This window comes from Xylanibacter ruminicola Ga6B6, from assembly GCF_000687715.1.
In the GTDB taxonomy this organism is placed as follows: Bacteria; Bacteroidota; Bacteroidia; order Bacteroidales; family Bacteroidaceae; genus Prevotella; species Prevotella ruminicola_B.
The window spans coordinates 57,057-72,168 of sequence record NZ_JHXD01000016.1 but is presented as its reverse complement, the minus strand read 5'-3'; the positions used below and the strand labels follow the sequence as shown (position 1 = coordinate 72,168).

Here is a 15,112-nt window from a genome sequence, read left to right as displayed (position 1 = left end):
CACAAAAATGAAGAAACTCTTAACTATACTGGTGCTCTTGGTTGCTTTCGTAGCGGCCAAGGCCCAGATGATGGATCCAGTACACTTCACCACTCAGATGAAGGACTTGAAGAATGGTGAGGCTGAACTGGTATTTAAGGCAACGATTGATGCTGGCTGGCATGTCTATTCTACAGGCTTGGGTAACGATGGCCCTATTTCGGCATCGTTCCATAAGGTCAAGATGGATGGTGCCGAACCTGTGGGAAAATTGCAGGCTCGTGGTAAGGAAATCAAGCAGTTTGATAAACTCTTTGAGATGGAGGTCCGCTACTTTGAACAGGCTGTGACCTTTGTGCAGAAGATTAAGTTTACCAAAGCCAAGTATGATATTGACTGCTATATAGAATATGGCGCCTGCAACGATCAGGCTTGTCTGCCTCCATCCGAGGTTCAGCTGAAAGCAGCTGGTACTAGTTCTCTGGCTGAAAATCAGCCAGAGCAGCAGCTGACTCCAGCTGCTGAAGCTAGCACTACTAGCCCATCTAGTTCGGCTAGAGATTCTAGCTTAGCTGCCGAAATCGGCAGCGATAGCCTAGCAGGCAGCGATAGCCTGGCCACCACTGATCTGTGGGCACCTGTTGTTTCAGAACTGCAGGCTTTCAATGGCAATACGGCTCCTACCGAGAATATGGCTCTGTGGCTGATTTTTATTGAGGGATTACTGGGCGGTTTCATCGCTTTGTTCACACCTTGCGTGTGGCCTATCATTCCTATGACGGTATCTTTCTTCCTCAAACGTAATAAAGATCGTGCTAAAGCCATCCGCGAGGCCACTACTTATGGTGCAAGCATCGTAGTTATCTACGTGCTGTTAGGTTTGGCTGTCACCTTGCTGTTTGGTGCCAGTGCGCTTAATGCTTTGGCTACTAATGCGGTATTCAATATCTTCTTCTGTCTGTTGTTGGTTGTCTTCGCAGCTTCGTTCTTAGGTGCCTTCGAAATCACTTTGCCTGCGTCGTGGTCAACAAAGATTGATGAGAAGTCCGAAAGTACCACTGGTTTGTTGAGCATCTTCCTGATGGCGTTCACCTTGGCTTTGGTGTCTTTCTCATGTACCGGTCCTATCATCGGTTTCCTGTTGGTGGCTGTATCTACACAGGGTAGTATTGTGGCACCAACCATCGGTATGTTGGGATTCGCCATAGCATTGGCTATTCCTTTCACCCTCTTTGCCATGTTCCCCTCGTTGTTGAAGTCGGCACCCAAATCGGGTGGCTGGATGAATGCCATCAAGGTAACCTTGGGCTTCATCGAGCTGGCTTTCGCACTTAAATTCTTGAGCGTGGCTGACTTGGCATACGGTTGGCATATCCTTGACCGTGAGGTGTTCCTGTCGTTGTGGATTGTCATCTTTGGTTTGCTTGGTGCTTACTTGTTGGGCTGGCTCAAGTTCCCGCACGACGATGATCAGCATCGTACCAATGTGCCACAGTTCTTCCTGGCCATGGCATCGTTGGCATTCGCCATTTATATGATTCCTGGTTTGTGGGGAGCGCCGTTGAAAGCCATCTCTGCTTTCGCACCACCTATGAGTACACAGGATTTTAATCTGCAGAAGACGGTGACCGAGGCCAAATATAAGGATTATGAGCAGGGTATGGCTGCAGCTAAGGCAGAGCATAAGCCTGTGGTTATCGACTTTACTGGATTCGGTTGTGTCAACTGTCGTAAGATGGAGGCGGCTGTCTGGAGCGATCCACAGGTTGCTGATATCCTGAATAATAAGTATATCCTTATTTCATTGTATGTGGATGATAAGACGCCGCTTGCTACACCTATCGAGGTAGAGGAGAACGGACAGAAACGTACCTTACGTACAGTCGGTGATAAGTGGAGCTATTTGCAGCGTGTGAAATTCGGTGCAAATGCCCAGCCGTTCTACGTGCTCTTAAACGAAGAAGGCCACCCGTTAGCGGGCAGCCGTTCATACGATGAGGATATTCAAGGTTATATCGATTTCCTAAAGAAAGGTATCAACGCGCGCGAAGCGCGTTGATACTTTCTTTTAGGGAAGCAATCTTCTCTTCAGAGTCACTCTGCTTCTTGCGCTCCAGTGCAACCACAGCCTCAGGGGCATTGGCTACGAAGCGCTCGTTGCTGAGCTTCTTCTTTACACCAGCCAGGAAACCTTCGAGGTGCTGCAACTGAGCCTCCATCTTGGCAATCTCGGCCTCAACATCAATCATATCACCAACAGGTACTGCAAACTCATCGGTACCTACCATGAAGGCAGATGCGGTGGCATCCTTCTCGGTAACTACGTTGATACTCTTCAGGTTGGCCATCTTGATGGTTACTGCATCAAACTCTGCATAGTCGTTCTTGCCAACAACCTGTAGGTCTAGCTGCTCCTTAGGAGCGATGTTCTTCTGATTGCGAACCATACGAACACCTGATACAATCTGCTTTACGTTCTCAATATTTTTGCGAATTATTGAATCATCTACTGATGGTGTGTCAAGTTTGAGTTCTGTATGCATGATGCTTTCGCCGTCTTTGCGATCGTAAAGGTGCTGCCACAACTCCTCGGTGATGAATGGCATGAATGGGTGCAACATCTTCAACAGAATCTCGAAGAACTCGAGGGTCTTATCGTAAGTAGCCTTGTCGATAGGCTGAGGCTCACCATTGATATAGGCGGGCTTAACCATCTCCAGATACCAGCTTGAGAACTCATCCCAGAACAGCTTATAAACAGCCATCAGAGCTTCGCTGATGCGATACTTCTCAAATAAATCATCAAGTTCCTGATATACAAATTTTAGAGCGCCTTCGAACCACTTCGTGGCAATCTTACTAGCCTCAGTCTGCTCGATATCAGCAACCTTCCAGCCCTTTACCAAACGGAAGGCGTTCCAAATCTTATTGTTGAAGTTACGTCCCTGCTCGCACAGTGCCTCGTCGAACAGAATATCGTTACCTGCAGGTGCAGAGAGCATCATACCCATACGTACACCATCGGCACCGAACTTCTCAATCAGCTCGATAGGATCGGGTGAGTTACCGAGTGACTTAGACATCTTACGACCCAGTTTATCGCGAACGATACCAGTGAAGTAAACGTTCTTGAATGGGAAGGTACCCATATACTCCTCACCAGCCATAATCATACGTGCTACCCAGAAGAAGATGATATCCGGACCAGTTACCAATACGCTGGTGGGGTAGTAGTACTTAATCTCCTCGTTGCCACGGTTGTTGATACCATCGAACAGCGAGATAGGCCACAGCCATGATGAGAACCAGGTGTCGAGGGCATCCTCGTCCTGCTTCAGATCGCTCATCTGCAGGTTGGCATTGCCGCTCTCCTTGCGAGCCAGCTCCAAAGCCTCCTCTGCAGTCTCGGCTACAACAAACTTCTCTTCGTTGTAGTAGTAGGCAGGAATACGATGTCCCCACCACAACTGACGAGAGATACACCAGTCCTGGATATTCTCCAACCAGTTCTTATAGGTGTTCTTATATTTCTCTGGATAGAATCTTATTTCGTCGTTCATGACAGGTGGCAGAGCGATGTCGGCAAAGTGCTGCATCTTCAGGAACCACTGCAGTGAGAGACGTGGCTCGATAGCGGTGTCAGGGTTACGCTCTGAGTAACCTACCTTATTAATATAGTCCTCAATGCGCTCCATCAATCCAGCCTCCTGCAGATCTTTCGAAATCTGCTTGCGGCAGTCCATGCGGTCCATGCCTACGTAAAGTGGACTCTGCTCAGAAATGGTTCCATCGGGATTAAAGATGTCGATGGTCTCCAGATTGTGAGTCTTACCCAGCATATAGTCGTTGGTATCGTGTGCAGGGGTTACCTTCAAACAACCGGTACCAAACTCGATATCTACATAACGGTCCTCAATCACAGGAATCACACGGTTAACCAGAGGTACAATCACCTTACGGCCTTTCAGCCACTGGTTCTTGGCGTCCTTAGGGTTGATACACATAGCGGTATCACCCATGATGGTCTCAGGACGTGTTGTAGCAACTACGGCATAGTAGCCCTTCTCATCCTTGTGAATGATATTGCCTTCAGCCTCTAGAGCTTCTAGGTTCTCTAGCTTATCAAGCCCATCCACATAGTACTTCAAATGGAACAAGTGGCTCTTCTCCTCTTTATAGATCACCTCTTCGGTTGAAAGTGCTGTCAAAGCCTTGGGGTCCCAGTTTACCATACGAAGACCGCGGTAGATGAGGCCTTTGTTATAGAGATCAACAAATACTTTGATGACGCTCTTGCTGCGTGTCTCGTCCATAGTGAATGCGGTACGGTCCCAATCGCAGCTAGCACCCAAGTGTCGCAACTGCTTCAGGATGATGCCACCGTGCTCATCAGTCCAATCCCAAGCGTGCTTCAGGAACTGCTCACGGGTCAGATCGCGCTTCTTGATACCCTCGCCGGCGAGTTTCTTCACTACCTTAGCCTCGGTAGCAATAGAAGCATGGTCGGTACCTGGTACCCAGCATGCATTTAACCCATTCATACGGGCACGACGCACTAAGATATCTTGGATAGTGTTATTTAGCATGTGGCCCATGTGAAGAACCCCTGTTACGTTAGGTGGTGGAATTACAATTGTAAAAGGTTGACGCTTTTTGTCAATCTTGCTCGCGAAGAATTTGTTGTTCTCCCAGTACTGATACCATTTCGATTCGACCTCTTTTGGGTCGTATTTGCTAGCTAATTCCATATATAATATTTTAATATTTTGCAAAAATCGCTGCAAAATTACTAAATTTCCAATTAATATTAGTACTTTTGCACGGAAAAAGATAGTTTTATGCATACAAAAGAAGAAAAAATGCAGGCTTTCGGTCGTTTTCTTGACGTTTTAGAAGCGTTAAGAGCAAATTGTCCATGGGACAAAAAGCAAACAAACGAGAGTCTTCGCCCCAATACCATCGAAGAGACTTATGAGCTCTGCGATGCACTCATCAAGAACGATATTCCCGATATTTGTAAAGAATTAGGCGATGTGTTACTGCACATCTGTTTCTATGCCAAGATTGCTGAGGAGAAAGAGCAGTTTGATATGGCCGACGTATGTAATGCCCTTACTCGTAAGATGATAACCCGCCATCCCCATGTTTATCATCCTTCACAGATTGAGGCCGAGAATCCCAAACCACTGCCATATATTCCTAGCGAAACTAGCGATTCAAGCCAGTCTAGCGAAGCTAGCCCGGCTAGAGTATCTAGCGTAACTCAAGTTCTAGAAAACTGGGAGCAGATTAAGCTGAAGGAGAAAGATGGCAACGAATCGGTTCTCTCAGGTGTGCCCGATGCTCTGCCATCACTCATTAAGGCTTATCGCATACAGGATAAGGCACGTAATGTGGGCTTTGATTGGGAAGACCGTCAGGATGTATGGAAAAAAGTACATGAGGAACTGGCTGAATTGGAGGTGGAACTGAATAAGGAAGATAAAGAAAAATCAACTGAGGAGTTGGGTGACTTCTTGTTCAGTGTGATTAATGCAGCCCGACTGTATAAGCTGAACCCTGATAATGCCCTTGAAAAGACAAACCGAAAGTTTATCAATCGGTTTAACTATATCGAGGCGCATAGCATTAAGATTGGTAAACCACTCAAGGATATGACCTTAGGTGAGATGGATGCCCTCTGGAATGAAGCGAAGAAAGTAGAATTGTAAAATCATTAAATTGTCAAATAGTCAAATGAAAAAGTTGGTTTTTCTGAGTGTGGCGATGGCCGCTATGATGATGTTGAGCTGTGGTGGTAACACGCATCAGGCTGAGCGTGAAGAGGATACGGTGGATGCGTATGATCAGATTCGTGACCATACACTCTATGGTCTCTGTGGCGCGGTTCCTTCTACATCCCAGTTGAAGGTGATAACTGATGTCGGCGATACGCTGACGCTTGATATCACGCCGGCTCTTGAAAACCATAAGATGTTAGGCTCTGTAAGAGTGGGCGATCGCTTGGCGGTGATGACTAACAAAAAGCAGACCGAGGCTACTGAGGTAATCAATATCAACCTGCTGTTGGGCGACTGGGTGATGCCCGATCCGCTGGATGGTAGTGATGAGATTGGTATACGTATCAAAGAGGGTGGTGTGGCTGAGTCGATTGAGATGACTAACATTACTTATCGTACCTGGCGTATCTTTAATGGAAAACTGGAGATTACTTCTATCCGTGAAGGTGGTGGTGAGGCCGAGGAGACTAACTACTTTGATATTTTGAAACTATCGGCCGACACGCTTGTCTATAAAACCATTGGTAAGCCTCAGGATGAGGAGGAAACGATGGAATACAGCCGTTGGCGTGAGAAACCAGAGCCTGATCTTCATGGCTTGAAGCTGGAGGAACATCAGGATGAATATATGAAATTGTAAACATAATTATTGCGATTTGGAACCATTTAAAGTCCATATATTAGGTTGTGGCAGTGCGCTGCCCACACTCCGCCATAATGCTTCGTCGCAGGTGGTTGAGGTGCGCGAGAAGGTATTGATGCTTGATTGTGCTGAAGGCACGCAGATGCAGTTGCGAAAGTGCAGGGTGCGATTTAACAAACTCAGTCATGTGTTTATCACCCATCTGCATGGCGATCACTGTTTCGGACTGATTGGCATGATTTCCACGTTCGGTTTGTTAGGACGTACAGCTAAGTTGCATGTTCATGCTCCCAAAGAACTTGGAGAGGAATTGGACCGACAGCTCAAGTTCTATACCCACGACTTAGGTTACGAGGTGGTATTCTATCCTGTTGATACCACACAGCGTCAGGTGGTGTACGAGGATCGTAGCATCACTGTTGAGAGTATCCCGTTGATTCACCGTATGCCTTGTTGTGGTTATCTGATTAGCGAGAAACCATCGCAGCCCCATATCCGTCGTGATATGATGGATGCCTATCAGATTCCTAATTCGCAGGTCAACAATATAAAATGTGGGGCAGATTGGACAACGCCCGATGGTGACGTGATTCCCAACGAGCGACTGGTTATACCTGCCGATCCTGCTCGCAGCTATGCCTACCTATCGGATACCCGCTATATTCCTGACCTCTGGCAACAGGTGAAGGGGGTGAGCACCCTTTATCATGAGAGTACTTATGGCGACGACCATTTACCTCAGGCCGAGAAGTATTGCCACTCCACAGCCCGACAGGCGGCTATGGTGGCTCGCGATGCTGGTGCTGGCAAGTTGTTGTTGGGGCATTATAGCTCGCGATATGAGGACGAAACGGTATTGTTGAATCAGGCCAAAGAGGTGTTCGAGAATAGTTTTTTGACTAACGAAATGGATGTTTTCGATGTATAAAGGGTTCCTAAAGCTACTTTTTTAGCCGAAAATTTGTTCATTTCGGAAGATTTGTCTATCTTTGCCCCGATTATAGATAGATTGCTTATGCGGAGAATTCTACTCATATCAACCATATTGTTCCTTCTGGCAGCCCCTGTTTTGGCTACTGGAATGCTGATGGATCCGGCTTCTTCGGCACAATTCGATGAAACATCGATAGCGGTCGAAGGGCATACTGTAACTGTAAGTGGTGCTCAGGGAAAAAAGCTTGAAGTGGTATCATTAACAGGTAGATTGGTGGCTGAATATGAGATTGATGCCCCCGTTCAGCGTGTGGAACTTAATCTTTCTAAAGGGTGTTACATATTAAGAGTAGGAAAAGTAGTTCGCAAGGTATCCATCCGATAAGTTTCGGTTTGTTGAGTATCTGTTTGATACTGGTTTCCTGCTTCGGTCATGGAAACCAAGAACTTTCTGAGGCTGAACGTTCCGCTTTTGGTGAATATGTCAATCAGTTAGACAGTACGGTTACAGGTGCTTGGTTTGATAGGATGGGGGTGTCGGCAGATGCTGATTCTGTTCTGGCTTATCTGCGTCGGGAACTGCCTCGAAATGGTTTGGATACGGCTGCTTTCTATGTCCCCGAGATAGCCAAGGATTTAGAGATAGTTCATCAGCTGTTATTCGATTCTGTTGGTGTGAGTATCAACGAGGTACTCCCTCGTTTGGATGCCCATCTGTCCAAGGCATATATCCGTTATGCTACTGGCCAGCGATATGGTTTTATGAAACCACGTGTGTTTAATCGTATGGATCCCAAGGTGGGTAATCCAGGTATTTTTGCACGTGTGTTTGATTATGATCCGGCTTTGCCTGATACAAGTGTAGCGGCTAAGAAGATGACAGAAAGCGATCGTTTGGATTTCCTCGTTTCTTCTGCGCCTGATACCTATATTTATAAGGCACTGCTGCGTGAAATGGATCGAACGACCGATGCTGATAAACGTCATCAGTTAGCAGTGAACATGGAGCGTTGTCGCTGGAAGATAGAGCACCCCAAGGATATCAAACGTCAGATATTGGTGAATATCCCAGCTCAGCACTTGTGGGCGATAGGTACAGATAGTGTGCTCGATATGCGTATCTGTTGTGGCGCTGTGCCTACTAAAACACCGTTGCTGCATAGTGCTATCAGCTACATGCAAGTAAACCCTGAGTGGGTGATTCCACAGAATATCGTAAAGACCGAAGTGGTGCATCATGCAGGCGATTCGGCTTACTTTGCCCGCAACCGTTATTCTATTATCGATAAGGAATCGGGTGATACGCTGAATGTTTCCAGTGTGGGGGCTAATGCTTTGCTTTCTGGTAAACTGCGCGTCAGTCAGAAGGGTGGTGTGGGTAACTCTCTGGGGCGCATCGTATTCCGTTTCCCCAATGATTTCTCGATTTATTTGCACGATACCAATAACCGCAGTGCTTTCCAGCGCGATCGTCGCACTCTGTCGCATGGTTGTGTCCGTGTGCAGAAGCCTTTTGAACTGGCTTGCTTCCTGTTGTCTGATGTAGATGAATGGACACGTGAGAGTCTTCGTATCTCCATGGATATTCCGCCGATAACCGATCGTGGTCGTGAGTGGCTGCACAAGCATGCCGATGCGCCGCATCCATATCGCTTGATATCATATCATGCCGTAAAACCGCACGTGCCTTTATACATATTATATTATACCACCTTCCCGAATCCTAAAACAGGTGCCATCGATTACTGGCCCGATCTGTATGGATTTGATAAGGTCATCAGTAAAGAATTAAAATGGATAAGCGAAGGGAGTTCGAGTCGATAGTACGCGAATATAGCGAACAGCTGTACTGGCAGATACGTCGCATCGTGCTTACCCACGACGATGCCAACGACGTGCTTCAGAATACTTTTCTGAAAGCATGGAATGGCTTTGATAATTTTCATGGCGAGTCGAAGATTTCTACCTGGCTGTCGAGAATAGCTATCAACGAGAGTCTCGACTTCCTGCGTCGCAATAAACACCTGGGCTCAGCTACCTCTGATGATTTGTCGGTTGCCAACTCGCTGCTGGCCGATGACTATTTTGATGGTAACGAGACCGAGGCCATGCTGCAGCAGGCTGTGTCTCAGTTACCCGATGTGCAGCGTACGGTGTTCCAGTTGCGATACTTTGAGGAGATGAAATACAGCGACATCAGTCAGCTGCTTGATACGTCGGAGGGAGCATTGAAAGCGTCCTATCATATTGCGGTGAAAAAGATTACAGAATTTTTTAAGTCGCGCGATTAAACTATTTGAATATCAATACGTCATATATACGATGAACGAAGAAATGTACATACAGGAAAAGGTTGGAAAACGGAATCCGTTCCGTGTTCCGGAAGGTTATTTTGATAATCTGACTGCCCAGGTGTTGCAGAATCTGCCCGAGCAGCCAAAGCGTCGTGCCAAGTCTGTATTTATGCGCCCCGTATTCTATGCGGCTGCCAGCGTGTGTGCTTTATTGGTTGCAGGAGCTGCTTGGATGTGGCAGTCGAAGACTGAGGTGTCGCCTGCTACTTCTGTTCAAGCTAAGGTTGAGAACCATGTACAACAGTCTGATAATGAAGAGTATATGGATGAGGCTGTCGACTATATGATGCTCGATAATCACGAAATCTATGCTTACTTAGCTGAAAATTAAAAGTATTTGAAAGATGAAAAAACTACTTGTATTCGCTGTCTTGATGTTGATGGTTGTGCTTGGTGCTTCAGCCGAGGAACAACAGAAGTTCTCACCTGAGAAGTTTCAGGCTGACTTAGAGCAGTATATCACTACCGAAGCTGGTCTTACTAACGAAGAGGCCGCTAAGTTCTTTCCATTGTATCGTGAGATGCAACAGAAGCAGCGTGTAGTTTATAATAAGATGCATGAACTCTTTAAGTTGCCCCATGATGAGGCTTCGTGCAAGCGTGCTGTACAGCGTCGCGACCAGTTGGAGATTGAGTTGAAGCAGATAGCTCAGACCTATCATAATAAGTTCTTACGTGTACTTCCTGCTTCAAAGGTAATAGGAACGATTATTGCCGAGGATAAGTTCCATCGTCGCGCTTTCCGTAAATTAGGTCAGCAGCGTAACGCTCCTAAGAAATAATCTTAGCACAGTATTTTTCTATTTCGCATTTCTCACAGTGGGGCTTTCTCGCTGTGCAAACGTAGCGGCCATGTAGCAAAAGCCAGTGGTGAGCATTAGGTATATCCTCTTCGGGAATATACTTTGTGAGCGCCATTTCTACTTTATATGGGGTGTTGTCGCTCTTGCTTACCAAACCTAAGCGATGGGCCACACGGAAAACATGAGTGTCAACAGCTAAGGTGGCCTTGCCGAAAGCTACGCTTTGAATCACATTGGCTGTTTTGCGGCCAACACCAGGCAGTGTTAATAGTTCGTCGAGCGTGCTTGGTACCTCGCCATTAAACTTCTCCATCAGTACACGAGCCATTTCTACCAAGTGTTTTGCCTTGGCGTTAGGATACGATACGCTCCTAATCCATTCAAAGATATCCTCTTCTTCAGCCTTTGCCATCGACTGGGCGTCGGGGTAGTGGGCAAACAAATCGGGCGTTACCTGATTGATGCGCTTGTCTGTACATTGCGCACTCAGTACCACAGCCACTAGCAGTTGGAAGGTACTACCAAAGTCTAACTCGGTAGTTACCAACGGCATTTTTTCGCGGAAATGCCCCAAAATCAGGTCGTATCTTTCTTTCTTTTTCATCTTACAGATAGATAATGACGAAGAATGAAGCTATCCAGCCAAGGATACAGAACTGTACGAAATGATCCTTTACTAACGACTTGGTAGGACTGCCACTTAGTCCGAACACAATCATATTCTGCAGATAGCGTAGTAAGCCTGCCAATACCCAGCCTGATGTGAGATACACATAGCGGGTGCCTAAGCGATGAATAACCTCTGGCGACATGGTGTACATGATGTAACACACCAGAGTAACAGAGGCGATGATGGCTGTTGCCTCGTTGATAAAGGTCTTGTTGTAACCAGTAATCGATACGCGAGGCTTGGTGCCTGTTTGCTCATAAATACGATAATCGTCATTACGTTTCGTAAAGGCCAGGAACAGTGTTACAAGGAAAGTCATCATCACCAGCCAATGCGAAATGTAGATATCCGTAGCGATACCTCCAACTAATACACGCATCACAAAACCTATGGCAATAATCGATACGTCGAGGATAGCAAACTGCTTTAGCTTCAGACAGTAACCAATATTCATCAGCCAATAACCAATAATGATGGCGTAGAGGTAGGGGGTATTTTCACTCTGTGCCAATGGCAGAATGGCTAACGCACCAATGGTGCATAGTATCATCATCGCATATCCTCCCATCACCGACACTTTGCCTGACGCTATGGGGCGATGACATTTCTTGGGATGCTGACGATCAGCCTCTACATCCTTCAGGTCGTTGAAACAGTAGATAGAGCTTGATATCAAACAGAACGATGCAAACACTACTAACGTTGGCCAAAAGAATTCTGGCTTCAACAGGTTGGTGCTGAAGAATATGGGCGCAAATACAAACACGTTTTTGAGCCACTGCAATGGTCGTATCAGTCGTATATAATGTATCATTGCTGCAAAGGTACGATTATGTGAGCAAAAATCCAAATAATTAGTTGTTTTTTTTATCTTACCACTGATAGTCTTCTTTCCAATCGTCGTAGCGGATTTCTCCATCCCAACCTTCTTCGTGGAAGATACGGGCAATGTGCTGTTGGTCTTTTGGAGGAATGGGACGTGTGCCGTTGCGATACTCGTAGAAACGCTTACGCGAAAAGAGTGCGATGAGGCGTTTCTTAACAATACGTGCAATAGGATAGGGAATGTCATCAAAAATGTGCTTAATGCCGATGGCGTAGGTAACAATCTCATCCTTTTGATACAAGGTGCATTGCAGTGAGTTCACGTTGGGGTAGTAAGGATTAACACTGGTAACTACATGGAAGTCGCTACCATAGTATTGACCTGTTAGCCAGTGCAGACAGGTCTGGTGTAGTGGACACTCGTGTATAAAACACGGTAAGTTATGTGCAGCTTGCGCACGGAGGCATTCTTCTTTATTCATATAGTATGGTTGTTTTGTTGGTGCAAAGTTACAAATTTTCTGTGAAATATCCAAATTTTAATGTCATAATGTCATTTCTGAAATAACTTATTGATATTTAGTGATTTATAAATGATGACATTATATGAAATCAATTATCTTAACGTCATATAGGGTAGTTTAATAGCTGTCGAAATACACGGAACATAGTGTTACATGCGGAGAAACACAGTGTTTCCTTAGGCGAAACACTATGTTCCTTCCGATGAAACAAGATGAAACACTTACCTCTTGGAGTGTAATATGACATCATACTTAATAATATGACATCATGATGTCATGATTTAAATATCTGTTAATCAGTCTTTTATAATAAATATGACGTTATGACATCAATTTTGCTATATTTTTCTTTAATATCTAAATTTTTTTTATTATCTTTGCATCCGTAATTAATCATCAATAGCAATATGACAAAGATAACCCTTATAAAAAACTATCGCCAGACCGAAACACTGCGTGTGCTTGAACTGACGGATATCGTAGAAATGATTGGCGGTAATGAATATCGCCAGGTGGTAGATGAACTGCGCCGACTCTATCCTGTGTTCGACTTGACTCGCCAAGCAGATGGCTCGGTGAGTGGTGCAGATATGACCATTGCCAAACTACCGCGTATCTGTTTTGCATCAGAAATGGAGAACCGTAACCACCAACGTTTAACCTTGGGTTATACTGGCTTGGTGCTGTTGGAGGTGAATAACCTAACAGGTTATGATGAGGCTGATGCCATCCGTACTGGTGCTGGCGAAGTGCCTCAAACACTGATGGCATTTGTGGGCGCTTCTGGGCGTAGCGTAAAAATCATTTGTAAGGGTGAACTGTTTCCCAGTGATCGCAACAAAGACACCAATTATCCGTTGCCAACGGAGCCCAATGAGATAGCCGATTTCCATGAGAATCTGTATGAACGAGCCCGTCTGGCTTATAATGCCCAATTGGGTGTGACTGTCGAAAAGCTGGAACCACGCTTGGATCGTGCTTGTTATATAAGTACAGATGCCAAGGCGGTGTTCAATCCACTGGCCATCCCCTTTTATGCCCGTGCCGAAAAGCCTAATCTGACGCTGTCGTTGGTACGCCCATCGACGCTTGAAAAAGATGACGAGTTATCAGGACAGAGTCGTTACTTTACCATGCACCATATCTTTGAGTTTAATCTGAGTAAGGCCTACGATGAATGCGAAGGATTGGAAGGTGAGGATTTGGAGCACGAGCTGCTAACTAGATTGGCTGTCCACTGTTTGGAAACAGGTATTCCGATGGCTATAGCTAAGCGTATGGCTCGTTATCGTACTTACGCTATTGGCGACGATGACCTGCTAATAAATAAGGTGTTCGATAATGTGTATCGACCTCAGGTGGTTAAGCGCTATCAGGAGCGTAATGGCTATAAACCAGAGAAGAATATACCACAGGAAACACTGTTGACGATGAAGATAGATTTGTTTCTGAACGAGAACTACGAGATTCGTAAAAATGTGATGCGTGGCGTGGCTGAATTTAGAGAGCGTACTGGCATTGGATTCTCTTTTCGTGACTTAACAGAGGAGGCTCGTAACTCTATTACAATGAGAGCGTTACGTCAAGGCATTAAATGTTGGGATAAAGATATTCGTCGTTATGTGAATTCGGATGATATCGAGCTTTACGATCCATTGAACGAGTATCTGGATAGTCTGCCCAAGTGGGATGGTAAGGATAGGGTAGAGGCCTTGTCTCGTCGCATCCCAACCAGTTACGAGGAATGGCCTGCACTGTTCCATCTGTGGATGCGTTCGATGGTGGCCATGTGGATGGGTAAAGGTCAACTTACAGGTAACTCGTTGGTGCCACTGTTGATTGGTCGCCAGGGATGTGGTAAATCATCGTTCTGTAGAATTTTACTTCCCCAGCAGTTGCGCGATTACTATAATGATCGCATCAATTTTAAGAACGAGACCGACTTGAACTTAGGTCTGACGTCGTTTGGCTTGATTAATCTCGACGAGTTTGATAAGATAACCCAGCGTCAACAGATTGTATTAAAATATTTAGTATCTACAGCCGATTTGAAATATCGTCCTCCGTACGGAAAGGCTTATTCGGAACATCGACGTTTTGCATCGTTCATTGGTACCACTAACGAGATGTTGCCATTGACCGATCCTAGTGGTGCCCGCCGTTTTATCTGTGTGATGGTTGAGGGTGATGTTGACTTTAGAACACCTGTGGATTACCCTCAGCTCTACGCTCAATTACTACACGAAATTCATAACGGCGAACGTTATTGGCCTACTCGCGAACAGGAACAGCAACTGATACAGCGAAACCTTAGTTATCAGCAACTTAGTGGTCTTGGCGAGATGTTGATGGCAGTGTTGCAGCGTCCTGTAGACAACGATTCTGATGCTCAATGGATGTCGCTTAAGGATATCTCCGCCATCTTGAAACAATCGTTTAAAGGCTACAAGGAAGAAAGTAATACCTTCCGTAAAATAGGTGCCTTCTTGAATCGTCCAGAATACCGCTTTAAGAGTCAGCATAAAATGACGGGAACTGTGTATTGGGTGAAATTGCGTGAGTAAACAATAATGTATAATTATAATAAAAGTTAATTTTAAA

At 45.6% G+C, this 15,112-nt stretch carries 14 protein-coding genes; 10 read left to right on the top strand and 4 right to left on the bottom strand.

Annotation, left to right across the window (positions count from 1 at the left end):
* The first annotated feature begins 7 nt into the window (after positions 1-7).
* On the top strand, positions 8-2,038 hold the full coding sequence (locus T500_RS0110380; RefSeq protein WP_028908056.1) for a protein-disulfide reductase DsbD family protein: 2,031 nt from the start codon (positions 8-10) through the stop codon (positions 2,036-2,038).
* On the opposite strand, the gene T500_RS0110375 is transcribed toward T500_RS0110380, so the two are convergent.
* A complete protein-coding gene (locus tag T500_RS0110375) occupies positions 2,016-4,727 on the bottom strand; it encodes a valine--tRNA ligase (protein WP_028908055.1) in 2,712 nt (903 codons plus the stop codon). The genes T500_RS0110380 and T500_RS0110375 overlap by 23 nt on opposite strands.
* A gap of 90 nt (positions 4,728-4,817) precedes the next feature.
* Between T500_RS0110375 and mazG the strand changes: the two genes are divergently transcribed.
* The 8 genes from mazG (at position 4,818) to T500_RS0110335 (ending at position 10,471) form a co-directional block, all read left to right on the top strand.
* Entirely contained in the window at positions 4,818-5,690 is an 873-nt protein-coding gene (mazG, locus tag T500_RS0110370; protein WP_028908054.1) for a nucleoside triphosphate pyrophosphohydrolase, read from the top strand.
* A 25-nt stretch (positions 5,691-5,715) separates the two neighbouring features.
* On the top strand, positions 5,716-6,399 hold the full coding sequence (locus tag T500_RS0110365) for a lipocalin family protein (RefSeq protein ID WP_028908053.1): 684 nt from the start codon (positions 5,716-5,718) through the stop codon (positions 6,397-6,399).
* 16 nt (positions 6,400-6,415) lie between these two features.
* On the top strand, positions 6,416-7,330 hold the full coding sequence (locus tag T500_RS0110360; protein ID WP_028908052.1) for a ribonuclease Z: 915 nt from the start codon (positions 6,416-6,418) through the stop codon (positions 7,328-7,330).
* 87 nt (positions 7,331-7,417) lie between these two features.
* Positions 7,418-7,720, top strand: a complete 303-nt coding sequence (locus T500_RS0110355) for a T9SS type A sorting domain-containing protein (RefSeq protein ID WP_051612014.1) — start codon at positions 7,418-7,420, stop codon at positions 7,718-7,720.
* Positions 7,721-7,731: 11 nt separating this feature from the next.
* Positions 7,732-9,159, top strand: a complete 1,428-nt coding sequence (locus tag T500_RS15780) for a L,D-transpeptidase family protein (RefSeq protein WP_155267516.1) — start codon at positions 7,732-7,734, stop codon at positions 9,157-9,159.
* The gene (locus T500_RS0110345) at positions 9,129-9,626 is read left to right on the top strand and encodes an RNA polymerase sigma factor (protein WP_051612012.1); all 498 of its coding nucleotides are present in this window, start codon (positions 9,129-9,131) and stop codon (positions 9,624-9,626) included. The genes T500_RS15780 and T500_RS0110345 overlap by 31 nt, the downstream gene beginning before the upstream one ends.
* Before the next feature lie 31 nt (positions 9,627-9,657).
* Positions 9,658-10,020 carry a hypothetical protein gene (locus T500_RS0110340; protein ID WP_028908049.1) on the top strand — a complete coding sequence of 121 codons (363 nt, stop codon included), beginning with the start codon at positions 9,658-9,660 and terminating at the stop codon, positions 10,018-10,020.
* A 13-nt stretch (positions 10,021-10,033) separates the two neighbouring features.
* Positions 10,034-10,471 (top strand): hypothetical protein, encoded by a 438-nt coding sequence (locus T500_RS0110335; protein ID WP_028908048.1) that lies wholly within the window; start codon positions 10,034-10,036, stop codon positions 10,469-10,471.
* Here the strand turns inward: T500_RS0110335 and nth are convergent.
* The 3 genes from nth to T500_RS0110320 are packed head-to-tail and all read right to left on the bottom strand — an operon-like array spanning position 10,461 to position 12,469.
* On the bottom strand, positions 10,461-11,096 hold the full coding sequence (gene nth / locus T500_RS0110330; protein WP_028908047.1) for an endonuclease III: 636 nt from the start codon (positions 11,094-11,096) through the stop codon (positions 10,461-10,463). The two genes, T500_RS0110335 and nth, sit on opposite strands and share 11 nt — an antisense overlap.
* Before the next feature lies 1 nt (position 11,097).
* Positions 11,098-11,976, bottom strand: coding sequence for a decaprenyl-phosphate phosphoribosyltransferase (locus tag T500_RS0110325; protein WP_028908046.1), 879 nt, complete (start codon positions 11,974-11,976; stop codon positions 11,098-11,100).
* 58 nt (positions 11,977-12,034) lie between these two features.
* Positions 12,035-12,469, bottom strand: a complete 435-nt coding sequence (locus tag T500_RS0110320) for a DUF6078 family protein (protein WP_013064695.1) — start codon at positions 12,467-12,469, stop codon at positions 12,035-12,037.
* A gap of 449 nt (positions 12,470-12,918) precedes the next feature.
* On the opposite strand from T500_RS0110320, the gene T500_RS0110315 reads away from it, so the two are divergent.
* A complete protein-coding gene (locus T500_RS0110315) occupies positions 12,919-15,075 on the top strand; it encodes a BT4734/BF3469 family protein (RefSeq protein WP_028908045.1) in 2,157 nt (718 codons plus the stop codon).
* The last annotated feature ends 37 nt before the right edge of the window (positions 15,076-15,112 follow it).